This is a genomic window from Colwellia sp. MB3u-8, assembly GCF_014076985.1.
Classification (GTDB): domain Bacteria; phylum Pseudomonadota; class Gammaproteobacteria; order Enterobacterales; family Alteromonadaceae; genus Cognaticolwellia.
In genome coordinates, this window is sequence record NZ_JACGVA010000068.1 from 352,258 (window position 1) to 372,434 (window position 20,177).

General features: G+C 38.8%; 20 protein-coding genes. 15 read left to right on the forward strand and 5 right to left on the reverse strand.

What is annotated here, in order from left to right; all coding sequences use genetic code 11:
* Positions 1-17: 17 nt before the first annotated feature.
* The 7 genes from H4J54_RS14015 (at position 18) to H4J54_RS14040 (ending at position 8,768) form a co-directional block, all read left to right on the forward strand.
* On the forward strand, positions 18-2,588 hold the full coding sequence (locus H4J54_RS14015; RefSeq protein WP_259367074.1) for an EAL domain-containing protein: 2,571 nt from the start codon (positions 18-20) through the stop codon (positions 2,586-2,588).
* 227 nt (positions 2,589-2,815) lie between these two features.
* Complete coding sequence (locus H4J54_RS14020; protein WP_182191609.1) at positions 2,816-3,295, forward strand: winged helix-turn-helix transcriptional regulator; 480 nt, start codon at positions 2,816-2,818, stop codon at positions 3,293-3,295.
* Positions 3,296-3,559: 264 nt separating this feature from the next.
* Positions 3,560-5,254: a M28 family metallopeptidase gene (locus H4J54_RS14025; RefSeq protein WP_182191610.1), complete on the forward strand. Its 1,695-nt coding sequence runs from the start codon at positions 3,560-3,562 to the stop codon at positions 5,252-5,254.
* A gap of 151 nt (positions 5,255-5,405) precedes the next feature.
* On the forward strand, positions 5,406-5,507 hold the full coding sequence (locus tag H4J54_RS19530) for an HDOD domain-containing protein (RefSeq protein WP_259367075.1): 102 nt from the start codon (positions 5,406-5,408) through the stop codon (positions 5,505-5,507).
* A gap of 153 nt (positions 5,508-5,660) precedes the next feature.
* Positions 5,661-5,900, forward strand: a complete 240-nt coding sequence (locus H4J54_RS19535; RefSeq protein ID WP_310650129.1) for an HDOD domain-containing protein — start codon at positions 5,661-5,663, stop codon at positions 5,898-5,900.
* A gap of 438 nt (positions 5,901-6,338) precedes the next feature.
* Positions 6,339-7,763, forward strand: a complete 1,425-nt coding sequence (locus H4J54_RS14035; RefSeq protein ID WP_182191611.1) for a sodium-dependent transporter — start codon at positions 6,339-6,341, stop codon at positions 7,761-7,763.
* Positions 7,764-7,874: 111 nt separating this feature from the next.
* Complete coding sequence (locus H4J54_RS14040) at positions 7,875-8,768, forward strand: class I SAM-dependent methyltransferase (protein ID WP_182191612.1); 894 nt, start codon at positions 7,875-7,877, stop codon at positions 8,766-8,768.
* A gap of 103 nt (positions 8,769-8,871) precedes the next feature.
* Here the strand turns inward: H4J54_RS14040 and H4J54_RS14045 are convergent, their stop codons facing one another.
* Both H4J54_RS14045 and H4J54_RS14050 read right to left on the reverse strand, forming a co-directional pair.
* Positions 8,872-9,486 (reverse strand): LysE family translocator, encoded by a 615-nt coding sequence (locus H4J54_RS14045; protein WP_182191613.1) that lies wholly within the window; start codon positions 9,484-9,486, stop codon positions 8,872-8,874.
* 40 nt (positions 9,487-9,526) lie between these two features.
* The gene (locus H4J54_RS14050) at positions 9,527-10,405 is read right to left on the reverse strand and encodes a DNA ligase (RefSeq protein ID WP_182191614.1); all 879 of its coding nucleotides are present in this window, start codon (positions 10,403-10,405) and stop codon (positions 9,527-9,529) included.
* A gap of 219 nt (positions 10,406-10,624) precedes the next feature.
* Here H4J54_RS14050 and H4J54_RS14055 point away from each other — a divergent pair, with 219 nt between their 5' ends.
* Both H4J54_RS14055 and H4J54_RS14060 read left to right on the forward strand, forming a co-directional pair.
* On the forward strand, positions 10,625-11,164 hold the full coding sequence (locus H4J54_RS14055) for a hypothetical protein (protein WP_182191615.1): 540 nt from the start codon (positions 10,625-10,627) through the stop codon (positions 11,162-11,164).
* A gap of 181 nt (positions 11,165-11,345) precedes the next feature.
* Positions 11,346-11,600, forward strand: coding sequence for a PGPGW domain-containing protein (locus H4J54_RS14060; RefSeq protein ID WP_182191616.1), 255 nt, complete (start codon positions 11,346-11,348; stop codon positions 11,598-11,600).
* A 106-nt stretch (positions 11,601-11,706) separates the two neighbouring features.
* Here the strand turns inward: H4J54_RS14060 and H4J54_RS14065 are convergent, their stop codons facing one another.
* Both H4J54_RS14065 and H4J54_RS14070 read right to left on the reverse strand, forming a co-directional pair.
* On the reverse strand, positions 11,707-12,423 hold the full coding sequence (locus H4J54_RS14065; RefSeq protein WP_182191617.1) for a DUF3581 family protein: 717 nt from the start codon (positions 12,421-12,423) through the stop codon (positions 11,707-11,709).
* A gap of 116 nt (positions 12,424-12,539) precedes the next feature.
* Complete coding sequence (locus H4J54_RS14070) at positions 12,540-12,806, reverse strand: GIY-YIG nuclease family protein (protein ID WP_182191618.1); 267 nt, start codon at positions 12,804-12,806, stop codon at positions 12,540-12,542.
* Between the two features lie 172 nt (positions 12,807-12,978).
* On the opposite strand from H4J54_RS14070, the gene H4J54_RS14075 reads away from it, so the two are divergent.
* From H4J54_RS14075 to H4J54_RS14095, 5 genes are all read left to right on the forward strand, one after another.
* Complete coding sequence (locus H4J54_RS14075) at positions 12,979-13,779, forward strand: DUF2797 domain-containing protein (protein ID WP_404851911.1); 801 nt, start codon at positions 12,979-12,981, stop codon at positions 13,777-13,779.
* A 113-nt stretch (positions 13,780-13,892) separates the two neighbouring features.
* Positions 13,893-14,741: an HDOD domain-containing protein gene (locus tag H4J54_RS14080; protein WP_182191620.1), complete on the forward strand. Its 849-nt coding sequence runs from the start codon at positions 13,893-13,895 to the stop codon at positions 14,739-14,741.
* A gap of 487 nt (positions 14,742-15,228) precedes the next feature.
* The gene (locus H4J54_RS14085; RefSeq protein ID WP_182191621.1) at positions 15,229-15,567 is read left to right on the forward strand and encodes a P-II family nitrogen regulator; all 339 of its coding nucleotides are present in this window, start codon (positions 15,229-15,231) and stop codon (positions 15,565-15,567) included.
* A gap of 10 nt (positions 15,568-15,577) precedes the next feature.
* The gene (locus tag H4J54_RS14090; protein WP_182183949.1) at positions 15,578-16,843 is read left to right on the forward strand and encodes an ammonium transporter; all 1,266 of its coding nucleotides are present in this window, start codon (positions 15,578-15,580) and stop codon (positions 16,841-16,843) included.
* A gap of 207 nt (positions 16,844-17,050) precedes the next feature.
* Positions 17,051-17,974, forward strand: coding sequence for a Dyp-type peroxidase (locus H4J54_RS14095; RefSeq protein ID WP_182191622.1), 924 nt, complete (start codon positions 17,051-17,053; stop codon positions 17,972-17,974).
* Positions 17,975-18,091: 117 nt separating this feature from the next.
* Here the strand turns inward: H4J54_RS14095 and argR are convergent, their stop codons facing one another.
* Entirely contained in the window at positions 18,092-18,565 is a 474-nt protein-coding gene (gene argR, locus H4J54_RS14100; RefSeq protein WP_182191623.1) for a transcriptional regulator ArgR, read from the reverse strand.
* A gap of 587 nt (positions 18,566-19,152) precedes the next feature.
* On the opposite strand from argR, the gene mdh reads away from it, so the two are divergent.
* Entirely contained in the window at positions 19,153-20,088 is a 936-nt protein-coding gene (gene mdh, locus H4J54_RS14105; protein WP_182136607.1) for a malate dehydrogenase, read from the forward strand.
* Positions 20,089-20,177: the final 89 nt, after the last annotated feature.

A 20,177-nucleotide genomic window follows, 5' to 3' on the forward strand; every position in this document is an offset into this window, starting at 1 on the left:
GTAGTATGGTGTAAAAGTTGACAAATTCATTATATTTATTAGATCCATTAGCCAATTCAGATGCAGGTTCGGCAAAAGAATCTCTTACATTACTGAACGAGTATCAAAAGCTTCAAGACCGCTATACCACCTTATTGACACTAAACCAATTATCAATTGATTGTGTTGACCTGAGTGAATTTTTTAAACAAGTGCATCACGCGATTGCTACTGTGATGAGTGCCAATAACTTTTACATCGTGCTATATGAACAAACATTATCGACCTTAGAGATTGTTTATCATATTGATGAGAAAGACAAAATGGCTCTGGGTGTTTACCCCATGGATGACTTTAAAGGTTCAATGACAAATTATGTTATTGAACAGGGAAAAGCTTTATTGGCGACACCAGAAGTTATTGTACAACTAGCGCAAGAGAAAAAAATTAAGTCTATCGGAGCCACAGGCATCGATTGGCTTGGTGTTCCTTTGATACATGATGGTGTTGTCATCGGGCTTATGGCCGTGCAAAGTTACTCTGCAGCAACGCGTTATCAAGAGCCTGAACGAGATTTACTGGAATTTGCCGCTCAACATATTGTCACCGCATTAGCGCGCTTACAGGATCGAGAGCGATTACAAGCCGCCGTTGATGCACGTACACAAGAATTAATGGCACAAATTCGCGATCGAGAGAAAGCGGAGTTACTGCAAGAGTCGTTATACCGAATTTCAGAACTCACCAATGATCCCGATTTAGATATTGATACTTTTTACAACATGGTGCACAACATTGTTGGACAGTTAATCAATGCAGAAAATTTTTATATTGCTAATTATAATCAGGTAGATAATGAACTGTTTTTTGCTTATCTGCTCGACCAAGGGTGTAATAACACCGACCAAAATTATCCACCCAGAAAACTGTCAAACCACTTTACTGAATTAGTCTTACGAAGCGGTGAAACTGTCTTGCTCGATCAACAAGCTATGTTAGCGTTACATCAAGAAGGTAAAACCATTAAGCCGGATGTTAATGTTGTATCATGGCTTGGCGTACCATTAGTTCATTCGGGTGAAATACTCGGTGCTATGGTTTTACAAAGTTACCAGCAGGCCATATGCTTTACTGAACAAGATGCTGAGTTATTGCGATTTGTTTCACGGCATGTAGCCTCAGCGATGAATCGTCGTAAAATTACTGATAATGAGCGCAAAGCGCATGAACTGTTAGAGCAGCAAGTAAAATTGCGCACTGCCGATTTAGAAGATGAAATTAAACAGCGTAAAGCAGCCGAAAAACAACTGCAGTATACTGCCTCACACGATATTCTCACTGGTTTACCTAATCGAGCCGTATTTATTGAGCTATTAAATAAGGCTATTGCCTTTAATAAACGGCGACCAAAATTTAAATTTGCTGTATTTTTCCTAGATTTAGACCGCTTTAAAATGGTCAACGACAATTTAGGTCATCACGCGGGTGACCTTTTATTGCAAGAAATTGCTCGAGCGTTAATTGACGTGGTCAGAGGCCATGATACTGTTGCGCGCTTAGGTGGTGATGAATTTGTTATTTTAATAGAAAATATTGAGAGTACTGCTGGAACATATGAAATTGCCGATCGAATAACAGCCTTGTTATCTTCACCATTTATCATTGAAAATCAGACCATATTTATAGGCACCAGCATAGGGGTGTTATTTAATGACGAACGCTACACTAGCGCTGATGCTATGCTCAGAGATGCTGATATAGCCATGTATCACGCAAAAAATAACGGCAAAGGGCGCTTTGAGGTCTTTGACTCAAGTATGCATACAAAAATGCAAAACGCCGTGGCACTGGAAAATGATATTCGAGAGGGCATTGATAACCAAGAATTTATACCTTACTTTCAACCTATAGTACAACTGGTTGACGGTGAGGTCGTGGGCTTTGAGGCTTTGGCGCGCTGGCAGAGTGATAAGCGTGGCTTTGTGTTACCAGATGATTTTATAGCACTAGCAGAAGAAACCAATTTAGTGATGGCGATTGATTTACAAATTCTAGAAAAATCATGCCAACAGCTCAAACTGTGGCAGCAGAGTTTAGGCTCAGATCAACTTTATGTCAGTTGTAACTTATATTGTAATCATTTTTTCAGTTTACATTTACCGCAAGATATTCAGGCTATTATCGATAGAACCGGTGTGCAGCCACATCAAATTCGTGTCGAATTGACCGAGCGAGCTTTATTAGACAATAGTGATGTTGTGCTCGACAATATGCGGTTATTGAACAAGATGGGTGTGAAGATTTTGCTTGACGATTTTGGCACTGGCTATTCGAGTTTAAGCTATTTACATCGTTTTCCAATGGATGTGATCAAGATTGATCGTTCTTTTATTAATAGTGTGCAGGAAAGAAGTAATCATCAAGCGATTATTAAAACCATTATTGATTTAGCCGCCAATTTAAATATGGAGACGGTGGGTGAAGGTATTGAACATGAATCGGATGCGCAATTATTAAGAGCAATGGGCTGTGTTTATGGTCAAGGTTATTACTATTTTAAACCGTTACCAGCCGAAGAAATAACTCGCCTTTTGTTCAGTGAAAGCTAAACCCTAGCATTTAGTACTGGAAGAAAAATGCGGAAAAAAGCCACTAACAATTAGCTTATATGTGGTTTTTTTAGATCTAACCTTAGCCACCATAATTATTTTATCATTATAGTGGCTATTTTTGATCTGCCTTTAAATGAACTAAAATTTGAATGTGTTGGCGTTTTTTAGCTGTTTGCGGTAATTTATGCTGTAAATAAAGTGATTAACCATAAAAATGACTGAAAATGACAAGTAGTAAACCTAAAACCTTAGACCGTATCGATTTAACTATTTTAGATGCTTTACAAAAAAATGGTCGAATTTCAAATAGTACCCTGGCACAACAGGTCAATTTAAGTGCTAGCCCGTGCTTAGAGCGGGTAAAACGTCTTGAACAAGAAGGCTATATCGAGCGCTATGGTGCTTTTTTAAATGCCAGTAAGTTAAAGTATGGCATGACAGCTTTTATTCAAGTGACTCTTGATCGTACCACTGCGGATATATTTAATAAATTCCGTGCACAGGTTATTGAAATTAAAGAAGTTGCTGAATGTCATATGGTGGTTGGTGGCTTTGATTATTTATTAAAATTACGTTTTGAAAATATGGAAGCCTATCGGATACTATTAGGTAATATTGTTGAGTTGCCAGGAGTCTCTCAAACCCATACTTATGTGGTTATGGAGCATGTAAAACGCTACTCAGGCGTGCCTATTTTCGACTAGCAAGCACAAGCACGCAAAGTTATATTAACACTGTTTGGTTTAGCCAGAGTTTGCTTTTGTAATATGGAACTAGTTTTCTTACATGACAGTCGATAGCGTGTCTTGAGATGTTTTTTAGCCAATTTTAGCCAACTTTAGTGAGGTATACTGCTAAATAGGCCAAAATATAAATGTAATTACAAAATAATAAAACCAAATGACTGCATTAATTGCCCAATTAGCAAGTAATTTACGTGTCTAGTTGGTAGAGGTTAATGAAAGACCATGAATATATGCCCATCAAAGATAATCAAAAAATCAAGCCTAATTGCCCTTGCTGTCATCGCTTTATTTGCCTGTAATAAGCCAACCCCTGCGCCTTTGCAAATTAACCTAAAAGACTTATCTAGTGAGGTTAATGCTGACAATATCAAAGCCCATATAGAATTTTTGGCTGATGACACCTTACAGGGTAGAGATACCGGTAGTAATGGCTACCAAATTGCGGCCAACTATGTGAAATCTTATTTTAAGCAACTGGGTTTGACCCCAAAAGGGAGCAATATAAGCAATGAGTCTCTCGGTTTTGAACAGCAAGTCCGATTTCGTAAAAGTTATCTTATTGACGGCTCTGCCCAAGTAACTATTCATGGCTTAGCGGGCGACATTGAACTGGATTTTTTGACAGACTTTTTAATGTCAGGCTCAAGCTTACAAAATGAAACGGCGATTACCGCCCCAACCGTGTTTGTTGGTTATGGGGTTATATCTGCAGAGTTTGGTTATAACGATTATGAGCACCTTGATGTTAATGGCAAAATTGTTGTTGCTTTAACTGGCCGACCTGATGATTTACCCTCTGAAGAAGGTGCACATATCGGCTCAAATGCCGAGAAGAGTCGACATGCTGCAGAACATGGTGCTATTGGTTTTATTACGATACACAGTCCCAAACGTGAAAAAGTACGCAGTTTTGAAAAATCGGCGCAATATGCAAAAGCGCCGAGTGTCAGCTGGCTTACTCAAGATAATATGCCGTTTGGTAAACAAGAAAAAATTATCACCGGAGCTTATATAGCTCAAGAGGCCGCCGAGGCTTTATTTGTAGGCGCAGCAAGCACCCTAGCTGATATTTATGCTGCCGATACTCATAATAAGGCCATTAAAGGTTTTGCTTTGCCTTATCCAGTTACCTTGAAAAACCGCTCACGTCATGAACAGATCACTAGCCCTAATATTATCGCTGCCGTTGCAGGTAGCGATGAAAAATTAAAAAACGAATATGTTGTATTTAGTGCCCACCTTGATCACATTGGCATAAGCGCTGATAGTGACAATGAAGACATTATCAATAATGGCGCCTTAGACAATGCTTCGGGTGTGGCGATATTACTTGAAACCGCACGTTTATTAGCACAAATGCCCATCAAGCCAAAACGTTCAGTATTGTTTGTTGTCGTGACCGGCGAAGAAAAAGGTTTGCTAGGTTCGAGTTATTTTGCCAATAATCCCACCCTACCTGTGTCGCAATTAGTCGCCAATGTGAATTTGGATATGCCGTTAATCTTATATCCCTTTGCGGATGTTATCGCTTTTGGCTCTACTCATTCAACGATGGGGAAAATTGTTGCGACAGCAGCCAAGAAAATCGATATAGAACTGAGTGAAGACCCAATGCCAGAACAGGCGCTTTTTACCCGTAGCGATCATTACAGCTTTGTTAAGGTTGGCATTCCATCGGTATTTTTAATGACAGGCTTTAAATCAACAGATGCCAATATTGATGGGGGTGCGGTATTTGGTGATTTCTTGAAAAATCATTACCACCAACACAGTGACGAAATTACCTTACCCATAAATTACCAAGCAGCGGCTAACTTTGCATTGGTTAATATGATGATAGGTTTGGAAATTGCTAACCAAGTGGCGCGACCAGAGTGGCATAGTGGTGATTTTTTTGGTTCAACATTTGGGCAATAAATAAACTAACAAGGCTTTAATTAGGGCGATTAAATTCAGTCGAGAAATGCTTAAATAAGGCAATTAAGCATTAATGAATATTCTTGAATATGCCCAACAAGCCAATGGTTCTTTTGCCTTACCTGACACGTATTTTTAAATAAAAGCGTTAATGGAAGATGAGAGTTCAACGCTAGAAGGTTTCGCCAATGTTATCCGTGTGGATCCCTCAATGACATCGCGCTTATTACCAATGTCTAATAGTGCAATTTAGAGCTTACTGGGTGAGATCAGTGCCATTTCACCCGCCATGACTATCATGGGTACGCAAGCCATTTATAACCTGATGTTAGTCGACGTTAAGCACTTTTCAAATCAATCGATCGATTTAAAGCGCTTTTGACATCTCAGGGTGTTTTGTGATTTAGTGACAAAAAACTTAGTAATTACCGCCGGAATTCGAGACATAGAATCGCTATTTTTTGCGGACGTATTACAAAATTTTGGCGAGCTTATTGTTGCCAAAATTTCGTTAGCGTTAGTAAAGCAATGTGAAGCTTATAATGCTGAGCTATTACCGTGGCAATCACAGCAACAGGTATTGCGTTTTAGCTACGCTGAAGTTTCTGTTGAGTTACTTAAAATTTGGCAGTTACCAGAAAAATAATTTGACCTATCCGCCACTATAATAATGCCCATAACATTCAACTCAATAATGATGTCAAGGTGTTGTATTTAGCATCAAGATTGGCATTAGTCGCGTATCCTCTTGAAATTTTTAGTTACGAGGATAATATTGATGCAACACTATGTTAGAGCTTGAAAATATCAACAGATGATTTAGAAACTGCAGCAAATTTTGCGACAATAGAAACAGATAATATCTTCAATATTATGAACGCAAATTTTTATGGTTAATGCGGCTTAACAGGTGCAACAAATATTATACAGGCTACTCGATAAATGCTGCGGTGAAAAACAAGACTTTATTAAAAAAGCCTGCTAGCATCAATCAGTTAATAGAAGCTAACTCAATAAAAAAAACGGGCGCTGTGAAGTAAAAAATTATAATTATTAGCCCTAAAAAATACAACGAAGGATATTTATGAGTACAGAAAGAGAGCATTTTAGTTCCCGCTTAGGGTTCATTTTAGCCGCTGCGGGTTCCGCAGTTGGTATTGGTAATTTGGTTGGCTTTCCAGTGAACGCGGCCAAAAACGGTGGTGGTGCATTTTTATTAATGTACGCTGTTTTTGTTTTACTTATTTGCTTACCTGTGATGGTGGCTGAAATGGCCGTTGGCCGCAAAACGGCGAAAGAACCGGTTGGGGCTTACAAAGCTTTGAGTGGCGGTAGCAAAGCTTGGGGGGCGGCAGGTTTTCTTGGCGTGTTAACGCCCTTTATGATTGCTGTATTTTATATGGTGATAACGGTATGGATTTTTGGCTATATGGCGCTAACGCTAACCGGTAATTTAGATTATTTAGCCAGTAATAACGGTTTTAGTGAGTTTGTTAATAGCCCCTACTTATTTTTGGGTATGATTGTCGTGGCAGCCATTATTAACTTTATTCTTGTTGCGGGTGTTAAAGATGGCATTGAGCGCGCCTCAAAAATATTGATGCCAACTTTGTTTATTATGCTACTGCTTATGGTGGGCTATGTCCTAACACTAGAGAATGCGCTTTTAGGTGTTGAGTTCTTTTTAATTCCGGATGTTGCTAAAATTACCCCAGCGGTTATCAATGGCGCTTTATCACAAGCATTTTTCTCCTTGTCTCTAGGTATGGGAATATTGATCACTTATGGCTCTTATATTGACCGTAAAACCGATATTGTTGGCTCAGCAAAACTTGTTGCTCTGACCGATACTGCGGTGGCATTCACCGCTGGCTTAATGATTTTACCCGCAGTATTTTCATTTAATCCCAACGTTAATCCCGCTGAATTAAGTGATAGTTCAGTGTCATTAATCTTTACCTTTTTACCTAAAATATTTTTAGCCTTACAAAGCTCAATTGGCTACATCGGCGCGAGTGCTGTCGCGCTATTTTTCTTCACTTTAGTATTCTTTGCGGCCATCACCTCACTAGTGTCAATTTTAGAAGTACCGGTTTCTTATTTAGTAACAGAGAAAAAACACAGTCGTAAGAAAGCATTGTCAATATTATTGATGAGTGCTGGGCTACTCACTGTTTTTGCTACCTTGTCGTTTGGTATGGTGTCATTTTTTACCGAGTTTACCTCATATGCCGGCGGCGTTCGGTCATTTTTTGATGTGGTATATGATGTTTTCTACGAGACTATTTTGCCCTTGAATGGCTTTTTATTATGTGTATTTGTTAGCTATCGTTGGAAGAAACTTAATTTATCTGAAGAGCTAGCGATAGGTAATGCAAACTATATAGGGTCTTGGGCCGAAAAGTATATTAACTTCTCTTTAGGTACTTTTATCCCTGTTATTGTTTTTGCTATCTTTATTAATACCGTGCTGCAAAAATTCTTTGGCTATAGCATTTTTGGCTTTTAACCATTTGGTAAGCCAGCATAATTTAAGACGAATAAAACAGGTTAAATAAGACTTAAGGCCGGATAATTTGTTATTATCCGGCCTTATTTTTTCTAGCTAGAGCTTCTTATAATGATTGAATTTATCTCCGCATCTGATTTTAGTGAAAGCCAGCGATTATTTCATGGCCGTGGCCATGCATACCCGGCATTGTCACATGTCAATGTTGATTGGTTTGAACCCGTGATTTTGATCAGTTTATATCAAGAAGTTGAAGCTAATTGGCTAGCAGAACAAGTAGCGAACTTGCAGACCTTGACCGATAAGTGTCAATCAATTCAAGTGCAATACCGCTGCCGTAAATTTGCCCCATGTGAGTTGCTTTGGGGGCAGGAAATCACGCACTTGTGTGCTCTAGAGTATGGTTTGAAATACTATATTAGTTTAGGTAAAGCGCAAAATTCGGGTTTGTTTTTGGATATGCGTAATGGCCGAGACTGGGTTCAAAAGCATAGTGAAAATAAGCAGGTATTAAATTTATTCTCTTATACTTGCGCTTTTTCTGTTGCGGCATTGGCTGGTAACGCCAGTAAAGTGGTGAACGTTGACATGAGTAAAAGTTCATTAACTAAAGGTCGAGAAAACCACAGATTAAACCAACAAGATCTCAGTAAAGTTATTTTTGAAGGTGTGGACATCTTTAAGTCTTATGGACGCCTGAAAAGGTATGGACCGTATCAGTTATTAGTTTGCGATCCGCCATCTTTTCAAAAAGGTAGTGTTGATATTGTCAGAGACTATAAGAAAATTATTCGTCGCTTGCCTGAGCTAATGTCAGACAATGGTGATGTCTTGTTGTGCTTAAACTCCCCTGATCTTAATGTTGATTTTTTAATGGCTGAAGTTGCCAGAGAATGCCCTGAGTGCGTTTTTCAATATCAACTGAATACACCAGCAGTATTTAAAGAAGCGCATCAAGGTAAAGGGTTGAAATGTTTGTATTTCATATATAAACCGAGCGTATAAATTTCAATTTTTGCCTGTCTATTTTGCTTGTCCGGTTTAGGGGTCAAGCAAACATTATTATCATTTATCTCAGATAGTGAACATTTGTCCACTTTAGGTCGTCTTAATTTAGCACCACGCGTGCGGCCAATAAAATCAAAAAGCTACCGGTAACCTTATCTACCAGATGGCTATTGGCTTTTAATTTTTCTAAAATAGGTCCGCGTGACATCATAAAAGCAATAATGACATACCACAGCATATCAATAATGCCGACAGTGGCGGTCATCACAGCTTTTTGCTGCCAACCTGCATTAGGATCAACAAACTGACTAAATAGAGCTAGAAAAAAAATCGCTAATTTAGGGTTCAAAAAAGCAATCAAAAAACCATCTCGCCAACCATTAATGGTTGGATCTAGTGTTTTACCTTGTTGGACAAACTGAATGTTTTTTTGTTTACTCATTAGCGCTTTAATACCCAAGTACATAAGAAAAGCCGCACCAGCGTATTTTATGGCTGAAAACAACATGGGTGATTGCACAATAAGCAGGCCGATACCTGTTGCGGTTATTGCCGCATATAACGCCACACCTAAGCCGTGACTAATGGCGGTGGCATAGCCTTGGCCTGCACCACCATTTAAAGTATTTTTAATCACTACGGCCAAGCTTGGGCCTGGTGAAAGAGCACCAAGAATACAAATAACCACTAGTGATAGCCATAAATGAAACTCCATAATTTAATGCGCCTTAAATTGGTTAAGTTGATTTCTGGGACTAATGTTGATTTTTAATGCGAAGAAAGCTGGCAAATTTTGGCACACCCCGTTGTGTTTTACCAATGTATTTATAAGTTATTATACTGCCAATTTTTGGTGGTTGCTGGCGCTGCTGATCGGAAAAACCTGTGCCTATTTTAAACGTAATACCTTCGGGGGTTTTTACTTTAACAGCGCCCAGTAAACCTTGGTATTTTCCTTTACCTAGGGTATGCGCAATAACTAGCGCTTCAGCGTCTTGATATATTTTTAGTTTTAATAGGCTCTTGCTACGGCCACTTTGATAATTTGCTGATGCTAGGTGCAGCATTAAGCCCTCGCCATTATGATCAACGGTGTGATCCAACAGATCATACAAGGCCACATTACTGGCGAGTTTTTTTTGCTTAATCATCGCTAGGTAAGGAGAGCTATTGCTGGCTATCAATTGCTTCATGGTCACAATACGCTGAGTAAAATTAGCGCTGTGATTGGGTAAGTCGAAAAGCATTAATTTAAGTTTTTTCCAGCATTTTCCATCTGAGTGTTTACGTCGAACACAGGCGCTGATTTGGGCAAATTGTCCTCGGCCGCTCCAAAGTTCACCCCCCATAGCTATGTTAGGCCAATGTTCAATAAACCAACTCGGTGGTGACAAGACATTGCCATTGCGGGTTAATAGTTGTTGTCCAGTCCAGTATCCGTGTACACCATCTAACTTCTCGCTTACCCAGTAATCTTCAATAACCGCGCTCTGCTGATATTTAGTAGCAAGCTGTAGCTGAGGCTTTTGTGGATTTTTTATTGGTAGCTTTGCTTGCTGGGCAAGTGCGCAGGGCAATACGAAGATTAAAAGGTTAAAGCAGAAAATTTTTTGATATGTCTTTGCTTGAAACATCCTTGTTCCTTTTCAGTCTCTGAGCCCAAATGATCAAAAAAAATATTTTGGGAAGCTTTAAAGATAGTATAGAAGCATTTCAGCATCTTGGGCTATTCGTTTGCTTACTTACTTAAAAAATACTTAAACAATACGTTAGGAAAACAATTATTTAAGGTCGAAATTTCTTCAATGTTGACTACACTTTTGCATAAAATATAATTTAATGGATGATAGTCGATGAAACGGATAATGCTTTCTAGCCTAATATTGATGTTTTTATGCGCTTCATTTTCGGTGACAGCTGGGAAAAAACACTGCCAAGGCTATCGCCAAAAACTCGATCATATTCAAGCGCAACAACGCCAAGCCAATACACATAAACGCAGTCATAGTTTGTCGAGCAAAGAAGCTAAAGCACGCGATAGATGGTGGCGATGTGAAACCGGTAAACTTAAAGCTAAGTCCAAATCCAAATCCAAATCCAAATCCAAGCAAGAGAAAAAATCAAAGCAAAAGGTCACGAGTAAGAAAACAAAAAATAAAACTCGTAGCCAATCCGCTGCCCTTAAGCTATACAAAAATAGTAAAGCCTTAGTGCCTTTTGCTAGCAAGAATCCTCTAGTGATGCGTTCAAAGTATCAAGGTGAAATGTTACGGGCTTGGTTGGTATTTTATCAACCAGCGAAAAAGTGTGCTCGACCAAAATCTATACAAGATTTTGCTAAATGTGTTGAAGACAAGCGTAGCCAACAAACTGAATTTGAAAAAAGCTATTAAGCTGGTGTTTGTAATATTCACTAATTGATTGTCTTTTACACCAGTTGAGCATCATGACTTCAAGGTGTTTTTAATTTAGTTAATTGATAACTAATGATAATTTTTTTGGAACGGCTTTTGCTTTTAACTTGTTAAATAGGCTTGTTAAATAGACAAGTTAACAGTAAAGAGGGCGTAAAGTATGCAAAAAAATAGACTGTTAAAAATAAAGCGCATCGCAAGCATTATGCTAGGTTTTTTATGCTTATTGCTCGGTATGGTCTTTATCTTACTGCCTGGCCCTGCGGTGATTTTTATACCGCTGGGTTTAGCTATGTTAAGTTTGGAATACCCGTGGGCAAAAATAGCATTAAAAAAAAGCCAAGGCTATTTTCGTCAAGCGGCAGTAAAAACAGATCAAGGTTTGTCTTGGTTGGGGAGAAAATTAGGTCGTTAACAGCAGGTGAAATGTGATAGCAACCGCTTGCATAGTGCTTAGTTTAAGGTCTAATGGTAGTGAGTCATTAGCTTTAATCTCAATGACTCACTTTTATTATATAGCGTTAACTTTTCTGGGCGATATACTGGGCTTTAGTATTATTATATTGCGTGACAATATTATCAACGGTCTCTTGGCAGTAGTCTCGCAAGCCACTTAAGAGCATGAACTTTTTACCGTGGCCGATGATTTTTCCTTGTGAAACTAAATCAAATGATAAACAGGCTTTACCGCGTCTGCCTTCTATCGCTAAAGTGGTTGAAGATAAACGTAAGGTGATATCTTGAAAATCAAGCTTATCAAGTTTAATAGACATACTTTCATACATAACCATAGGGCGAGTTGGGTTGATCATCACCTTATTTTTTTGCATTAAGTCGACCAGAATATGTGGAAAAGTATGTCCTGAAAATTCAACATAAGCGCGCGTTAACGCTTCAATCGACTTGCTGTTTTTTGTGTAATTACCGGCAACCGATATATTCAAATATTCTTTTTGCTTATCGTCAATAATACGCGCGGTGCTGCTAATTTCTGTTGGAATATTTAGTATAGTTGCGTCTGTGACCATACCAGAAAATCTAAAGCTCATTTCTTGGTGTAATCCTGCGCGCTCTAATATTAATGAAAACAGTAAGTCACCTGGAACACAAAAACGTTTAGCGTTTATGTCATGTAGAGGATTAAAGTCGTCAGCAACTTGTTTAGCAAAATCACTCGCCTGTTGACGTGTGAAACTAATTTTATCATCCGAAATTCGGCAATAATTCTCTAAAAACATGGAGTTTTGTCATCACTTTAAGCTATTGAAATCGGTGCTATTCTATCAGTATGCTTAGTTAAAATCGAAGCTTATTAACATTTAACTGACAAAGCAGACCAGTAAAAAAAGGGCCTTTAAGCTAACAGCTGCAGCGAATAGCTATCAACGAGTTGTTCTTTATTATGCTTGCTAAGTTGCTTAAGTTGATACTCGCGACGACTTGCTTGCTGTCGATTTGGTTGAGATTCAGCGTAAGCTAGAGTTACCGGACGGCGAGCTCGGGTATATTTTGCCGCTTTTTTGTTACATTCGTTGTGCTCAAGTACCCGTCGTTCAAGTGAGGTGGTAATACCCGCATAAAGGCTATTGTCGGCACAACGAAGAAAATAAACGTACCACATAGTAATAAAGTCTGATCAGAGAACTAATAATTCATTTTCGCAATTTTTTTGTTGAGATTCGAGATAAAAATGAATTAATACTGGCCGCTAGTTGGCGATTTTTATACTATTGGTGCCTGAAAAAATAATAGGTTGAGATATGTTGCAAACAGAAACAGGTGCTTTACGCAAAATGCGTGCGGATTTAGCGGCAGATGGTACGGTAAATTACCGTATGGTGCTTGGTGAGCAAGAAGTTGAGTTAAATCCACTGATAGGCAAGCACCTAACGCTGAATTTTAGTGGTCATATAGATTGTCAGCATTGTGGCAGAAAAGTCAAAAAAAGTTATGCTCAGGGTTATTGTTTTCCTTGTATGCAAAAACTTGCGCAATGTGACATGTGTATCATGAAACCAGAAACTTGCCACTTTGAACAAGGCACTTGTCGAGAGCCAGAATGGGGCGAAAGTAATTGTATGATCCCGCATTATGTCTATCTCGCCAATACCTCAGGTTTAAAGGTCGGCATTACCCGTCATACACAAATTCCAACGCGCTGGATTGACCAGGGTGCTACTCAAGCATTACCTATCTTTAAAGTCAGCACACGCTTACAATCAGGGCTAGTAGAAATTGCTTTAGCTGAATTTATTGCGGATAAAACCAATTGGCGGGCGATGCTTAAAGGCAGTGCAGAAGCGATAGATTTAAAAGTTATTGCTGAAGAACTCAAGCCTAAAATCGCCGAGAAACTGGCAAGTGTTAGCTTAAAATATGGTGCTGATGCCGTGACTGAGTTGGATGAAGATGTGGTTAACTTGCATTTCCCCGTTAAGCAATATTTAACAAAAATATCATCCTTTAATTTTGATAAAACAGCCGAAGTTAAAGGTGTTTTACTCGGGATAAAAGGGCAATACTTGATTTTTGAAACGGGTGTGATTAATTTACGTAAATTTACTTCATATCATGTTAGTTTGCAGGTAAGTTAATTATTGTCAGGATAATCAATTTACTTAGGCTAGACTATAATTGTGACTATTACGGGTCAGTTTAATTATACCGCTACGTGAGTTATAGCAATAAAAGAGATGTTAGGATCATTATGAAGAATGTGAACGATTATGCACAAGCAGCCGGTGAAATATTTGTACTTTCAGACTCTTTTGTCCGCATTAAAGAATTGATTGATGATGAACAGTCAACGATTGACGATATTGCCGATGTTATTCTTGTGGACCCGGCATTAGTGGCCACCATTTTAAAACTTGCCAATAGCTCATTTTTTAATTATCCAAGAAAAATTGATACAATCTCTAAAGCCTTACTCGTACTGGGAATCACTGAAGTTTATAATTTAGTGATAGCTTTTTTTACTAACCGCACGTTTAAAACGCTGAATGTTGAACAGGACTATTTAGATGACTTTTGGTGTAAAAGTGTTGATTGTGCGCTCATTGTCAAATACATCGGCAGCAAACTTAATATCCCCAATGCTGAACGCTTGTTTATTATCGGGTTACTACATAACTTGGGTGAGCTTGTTGTTCAGCAAATATCTCCAGAAAAAATATTAGCGGCTAACAATTTTTCTTCACCCCAGCTCCCTTGGGAAAAGCAACATGATGAACTTGGTTTTACTTACGGTGAATGCAGTGCTGAACTTTTAAAGCAATGGCAATTACCGTATTGCATGATCGAACCTCTTCGTAATCAAGACAATAGTGATTTCTCTTACAGCACAGATGAAACTAAACTCTTATATCTAGCAAAGCGCATTATGTTGAGCCAGTTTGATTGCAGTTCGTATCCTATTGAGTTGTTATTAAGCGAAGAGGCCTTGCAGCAATTACCGATAGATGAAAACACGATACAAGAGGCAATCAATTTTTGTGACTTTGAGCGTTTAAGTATGTTGGCCATTATAAATCCAGGCGCTGCAATGATTTTTTAATTGTTATGCCATTTCATTGTTTATAAGAGATTAACCACAACTTATATTGATACCTTGCATGCATCAATATAAGTCTCAAGACAAGTCTTTAGTCATTAAGTAAGCGCTAGCGCCGACATTTATTTAATGGCCTTTGGTTTGAAAAAAACCTCAACGCCTCCCTGAATATTAGATTTTAATACCTCACTGAAAACCTCACCCGTTAGCTTAATGCCATTAGGTCGTTAGTTTTTACATTCATGTCTGATATATCAGTTGGTAGACAAAGCTAGCTATTAAGCCTTACTCACTTAGCGCTTTTTTCATTGTCTGGGGCTAATTTCTCTTGCTGAAAATATTGCACCAGTAGCTGACAAATAAATTTCATACGCACTATCCTGGTGCGGCAGTATTAACCTAAAAAATCTTATCTATCTGTTTTTATAAGGTATTTTAGTTGGCATGAAGATTGATAAGTATTAGTTAATGATAATTAGGGAATAACAACATGAAACTAGTAAGTGCAATTATAAAACCATTCAAGCTTGATGGCGTTAGAGAGGCCATTTCTGAAATAGGTATTGAAGGCCTAACGGTCATTGAAGTAAAAGGCTTTGGTCGCCAGAAAGGGCATACCGAATTATATCGGGGAGCTGAATATCAAGTAGATTTTCTCCCGAAAGTCAAACTTGAAATTGCGGTCAATGATGATGTTGTGCAACGGTTAGTTGATGCTATCGCAGAAGCAGCACATACAGGTAAAATTGGTGATGGCAAAATATTTGTTTATGACCTTGAGCATGCCGTGCGAATTCGTACTGGTGAACAAGACGTAGAAGCGATATAGGAGCAAAATCATGGAACAAAATATTTTTCAACTTCAGTACGCAATGGATACCTTTTATTTCCTCATTTGTGGCGCCTTGGTAATGTGGATGGCGGCAGGCTTTTCAATGTTAGAAGCCGGTTTAGTTCGAGCCAAAAACACCACAGAAATTTTGACTAAGAATGTCGCACTCTATGCGATTTCGTGCATGATGTACTTATTTGTTGGTTACGACATTATGTATGGCGGCGGCATGTTCTTATCAGGCATTGAAACGGTTGATCCCGCCAAGGTATTAGAAGACTTTTCAGCACGAGAAGATGGTTTTACCGGTGCAGCAATATATTCCGCGGCATCTGATTTCTTTTTCCAAGTAGTTTTTGTTGCCACTGCCATGTCAATTGTCTCTGGTGCAGTAGCTGAGCGCATGAAACTATGGGCCTTTTTAGCCTTTGCGGTCGTGTTAACGGGCGTTATATACCCAATGGAAGGAAGCTGGACTTGGGGGGGGAATGCTGTTTTTGGTTTATATACCCTATCTGAACTGGGTTTTTCTGATTTTGCTGGCTCAGGTATCGTACATATGGCAGGTGCAGCAGCGGCATTAGCGGGTGTTTTATTGTTAGGAGCACGTAAAGGTAAATACGGTAAAAATGGCCAAATAAATGCAATACCAGGCTCAAACCTGCCAATGGCAACATTAGGAACATTTATTTTATGGATGGGTTGGTTTGGCTTTAACGGGGGTTCAGTATTGAAGCTTGGCGATATTGCGAGTTCACACTCAGTCGCTATGGTGTTTCTCAATACCAATGCAGCTGCAGCGGCAGGTGCAATATCGGCGTTAGTTTTAGCTAAATTGCTCTTTAAAAAAGCAGATTTAACTATGGCGTTAAATGGTGCCTTGGCAGGGCTAGTGGTGATTACGGCTGAGCCATCAACACCGACACCTATTCAGGCAACCTTGTTTGGCGCTATTGCAGGTATTGTGGTGGTGTTATCCATCATCAGCTTAGATAAGATAAAAATTGATGATCCGGTGGGTGCTATCTCAGTACACGGCGTGGTTGGTTTACTGGGCTTATTATTAGTGCCGTTAACCAATAGTGCATCAAGCTTTAGCGGGCAATTAATTGGTGCTGCAACCATTTTTGTTTGGGTGTTTTCTACTAGTTTTGTGGTCTGGTTTGTGCTGAAAAAAGTTATCGGTATCAGAGTCAGCGAAGACGAAGAATATGAAGGTTGTGATCAATCTGATTGTGGTATGGAAGCCTATCCAGAGTTTACTCGTGGCTAAGTAACTTAAGTTAATTAAGCCCTTGAAAAATAATAAAAGCCTGTGTATTAACTTACACAGGTTTTTATTATTTTTATTGCTCAACACTCAGCTTAATTATTTATAACAGAGCAAGGGTTGGAAATATTTATCAAACTTCTACTACCATTAGCCATAAAGTGTGTAAGATTAAGTTATTAACCGATATGTTTATGAGTGGATTGTTAGATGGCAAGAGAGCAGTTTGGTGTTTGTGCAGAGCCCAGCCTTCACGGATATTATTTATTATTTAATGCATTAGATGATAAGAATTTATTTTTACGTAAAGCACTGTCGCGCTTACCCGCCTTATTGGATAAATATGCTGATCGTTTTTCAGAAGCCAATTTAGCTGGCGTTATTGCGATTGGCACAAACTTTTGGGATGAACTTTACCCGCAAGGACGGCCTAAGCATTTACGCCAATTTCCAGAAATGGCGATGGAAGACCGCACCGCGCCAGTAAATAACTATGATCTTTATATCGAAATCCGTGGTGACCGAGCTGACGTAAATCATATTGTTGCGACAAAAGTTTGTCAATTATTAGCGGATAGTGTCGAATTAGTTGAGCAAGTTCGAGCGTTTCGCTTTTTAGATGGTCGAGATTTAACTGGCTTTGTTGATGGCACTGAAAATCCACAAGGCCATCACCGTCGTCGTGTTGCGCTGATCACTGACGCACAAGATGCCGAATTTTCTGCCGGTAGTTACCTGCATATTCAGCGTTATCGCCATAACTTAAATTTGTGGAACTCATTGGAAGTTAAAGAACAAGAAGACGTTTTCTCACGTACTAAAGTGAACAATGATGAGTATTCAGAAGAAAATAAAGCGCCATCTTCGCATATTAAGCGGGTTAATTTAAAAGACAGTGCCGGCAATAACCTTGAAATATTACGCCAAAGTATGCCGTATGGTGATATGAAGCTCCAAGGCTTGTTCTTCGTTGCTTATTGTCACTCGCCTGAGCCTTTTGAATTGATGCTAAAAAGTATGGTTGCTGGTGATGCTCATGGCCATAGTGACCATCTGCTCAAGTATACACAAGCGGAAACAGGAGCCGCATTTTTTGTACCTAGCTTAAATTTTTTGGCACAGCTTGGTCACTAACGCTGGTGATTTTAGTGCCAACGCTATATGGTTTGGCAGATAAATATAGCGTTGAGCGACACCTAATTAAACCCAAGAATTAAACCTAATAAGTAAACCCAATCCTGAATTAAAGACTTAAGTTAAATTTTTCAAAAATAAAGCTTCAAGCTTAGCAATGGTTTGTTTAATTGCTTTAACGTCAGTCGGGGCAATAAAAATAGTATCATCACCAGCAATAGTACCGAGTACACCATCACTTTTACTTAAACTGTCGAGCAAGCGCGCGATTAATTGCGCCGCACCTGGACTCGTTCGAATAATCACCATAACTTCATTGTGTTCAATATCGAGTACTAATTGTTTGAGTGGGCTTTTAGCCGTAGGCATACCCAATTCTGCCGGCAAGCAATAAACCATTTCTTGCCGGGCATTACGCGTTCGTACCGCACCAAACTTGCTTAGCATACGCGATACTTTTGACTGACTAATATTTTCAAAGCCCTGAGATTTTAAGGCTTCGGCAATATCAGCTTGTGAACTAAATTGTTCTTGCTTTAATAAATCTTTGAACGCTTGTACTAAAGCTTCTTGTTTTTGTTGTCCGCTCATATAGGTCCATTACTTGATAGAAATTAGGGTCGATTAATATTGATATATAATACTTACTTAAGACCTAAGTATTATTTCATAATTTTTATTATACGTTATCCTTATAAGTCAATACAGATTAATAATACTCAGTCTACCAGCTCTATGAGGCTGACTAAGTTAAGTTGAGCAGAAAAAAATTTAACCGTATAGGATTATACCTATCTTGCTCAGTTATTGAGCATGTAAGGTTAGAGGCACAGGTTTACAGTTCAAGATTAAAACTGTGGGTGTGTGGGATCTTTATTAACATCAATAATACCGAACATAAGTCTTATAAACTGGCCCTTTGGCTATTTAGTTGTAAAATTATCACCTTGAAAAAAACCTAATATACCGCTGAATGAATACACTAGGTAAGGCGACTCAGAGCGTGAATTCAAGCATAATTATCTATAAAATATTTTGCTTGTGCTAAATTCATTCAGAGGCGATAAATTGTACAATAAATTAATCTGTTTGGTAAAATCATTGTTTTTTGGCCATTTTTACTATATCTTTTGGCCGACAAATTATTACGTAATTACTCAAATTTCTGGAGACATCGAATGAAAGTTGCTGTGCTAGGCGCTGCTGGTGGTATTGGCCAAGCGTTATCTTTACTATTAAAAACTCAATTACCTGCAGGTTCTGAGTTATCTTTATATGACGTTGCACCCGTTGTTCCAGGTGTTGCCGTTGACTTATCACACATCCCAACAGCAGTAAAAGTTGCTGGTTTTGGTGCTGATGATTTAGCCGGTGCCCTTACTGGAGCTGACATTGTTATTATTCCAGCCGGTATGCCACGTAAACCGGGTATGGACCGTGCAGATTTATTTGCTGTTAATGCCGGTATTATTAAAACCTTAGCAGAAGGCATTGTTGCAAACTGCCCTAAAGCGTTAGTCGGTATTATTACTAATCCAGTAAACGGTACTGTGCCAATTGTTGCTGAAGTTTTCAAAAAAGCCGGTACTTACGATAAAAACCGCGTTTTTGGTGTTACAACGCTTGACGTTATTCGCTCTGAAGCTTTCATTGCTGAATTAAAAGGCTTGAACGTAAGTGAAGTTAAAATCCCAGTAATTGGTGGCCATTCAGGTACCACAATTTTACCACTACTTTCACAAGTTCAAGGTGTGACTTTCTCTGATGAAGAAGTTGCGGCTTTAACACCTCGCATTCAAAATGCCGGTACTGAAGTCGTCAATGCTAAAGCCGGTGGTGGTTCTGCTACACTATCAATGGGCGCTGCTGCTGCTCGTTTTTGCTTATCTTTAGTTAAAGGTTTACAAGGTGAAGATGTTGTTGATTACGCTTACGTAGACGTTGAAGGCGGCGATGCGGCATATTTTGCTCACCCAATACGTTTAGGTGTTAATGGTATTGCTGAAATATTACCTTACGGCGAGCTAAGTGCATTTGAACAAAAAGCAAAAGATGACATGCTTGCAACATTAAAAGCTGATATCAAAGAAGGTGTTGATTATATCAACGGCTAATTTGTTATAATTTTGGCTTTAAAAACCGCGTTTAACGCGGTTTTTTGTTGCCTAAATTTTGTTGATGCCGCTGTTATGCTAACAAAGTT

Coding starts and splice junctions, on each gene's coding strand:
- H4J54_RS14040 (WP_182191612.1), top strand. CDS start 7,875: ATGATTGAATTTATCTCCGCATCTGATTTTAGTGAAAGCCAGCGATTA.
- argR (WP_182191623.1), bottom strand. CDS start 18,565: ATGAGCGGACAACAAAAACAAGAAGCTTTAGTACAAGCGTTCAAAGAT.
- H4J54_RS14050 (WP_182191614.1), bottom strand. CDS start 10,405: ATGTTTCAAGCAAAGACATATCAAAAAATTTTCTGCTTTAACCTTTTA.
- H4J54_RS14065 (WP_182191617.1), bottom strand. CDS start 12,423: ATGTTTTTAGAGAATTATTGCCGAATTTCGGATGATAAAATTAGTTTC.
- mdh (WP_182136607.1), top strand. CDS start 19,153: ATGAAAGTTGCTGTGCTAGGCGCTGCTGGTGGTATTGGCCAAGCGTTA.
- H4J54_RS14025 (WP_182191610.1), top strand. CDS start 3,560: ATGAATATATGCCCATCAAAGATAATCAAAAAATCAAGCCTAATTGCC.
- H4J54_RS14020 (WP_182191609.1), top strand. CDS start 2,816: ATGACAAGTAGTAAACCTAAAACCTTAGACCGTATCGATTTAACTATT.
- H4J54_RS14075 (WP_404851911.1), top strand. CDS start 12,979: ATGCGTGCGGATTTAGCGGCAGATGGTACGGTAAATTACCGTATGGTG.
- H4J54_RS14045 (WP_182191613.1), bottom strand. CDS start 9,486: ATGGAGTTTCATTTATGGCTATCACTAGTGGTTATTTGTATTCTTGGT.
- H4J54_RS14035 (WP_182191611.1), top strand. CDS start 6,339: ATGAGTACAGAAAGAGAGCATTTTAGTTCCCGCTTAGGGTTCATTTTA.
- H4J54_RS14055 (WP_182191615.1), top strand. CDS start 10,625: ATGAAACGGATAATGCTTTCTAGCCTAATATTGATGTTTTTATGCGCT.
- H4J54_RS14085 (WP_182191621.1), top strand. CDS start 15,229: ATGAAACTAGTAAGTGCAATTATAAAACCATTCAAGCTTGATGGCGTT.
- H4J54_RS14070 (WP_182191618.1), bottom strand. CDS start 12,806: ATGTGGTACGTTTATTTTCTTCGTTGTGCCGACAATAGCCTTTATGCG.
- H4J54_RS14095 (WP_182191622.1), top strand. CDS start 17,051: ATGGCAAGAGAGCAGTTTGGTGTTTGTGCAGAGCCCAGCCTTCACGGA.
- H4J54_RS14060 (WP_182191616.1), top strand. CDS start 11,346: ATGCAAAAAAATAGACTGTTAAAAATAAAGCGCATCGCAAGCATTATG.
- H4J54_RS14090 (WP_182183949.1), top strand. CDS start 15,578: ATGGAACAAAATATTTTTCAACTTCAGTACGCAATGGATACCTTTTAT.
- H4J54_RS14080 (WP_182191620.1), top strand. CDS start 13,893: ATGAAGAATGTGAACGATTATGCACAAGCAGCCGGTGAAATATTTGTA.
- H4J54_RS19530 (WP_259367075.1), top strand. CDS start 5,406: ATGGAAGATGAGAGTTCAACGCTAGAAGGTTTCGCCAATGTTATCCGT.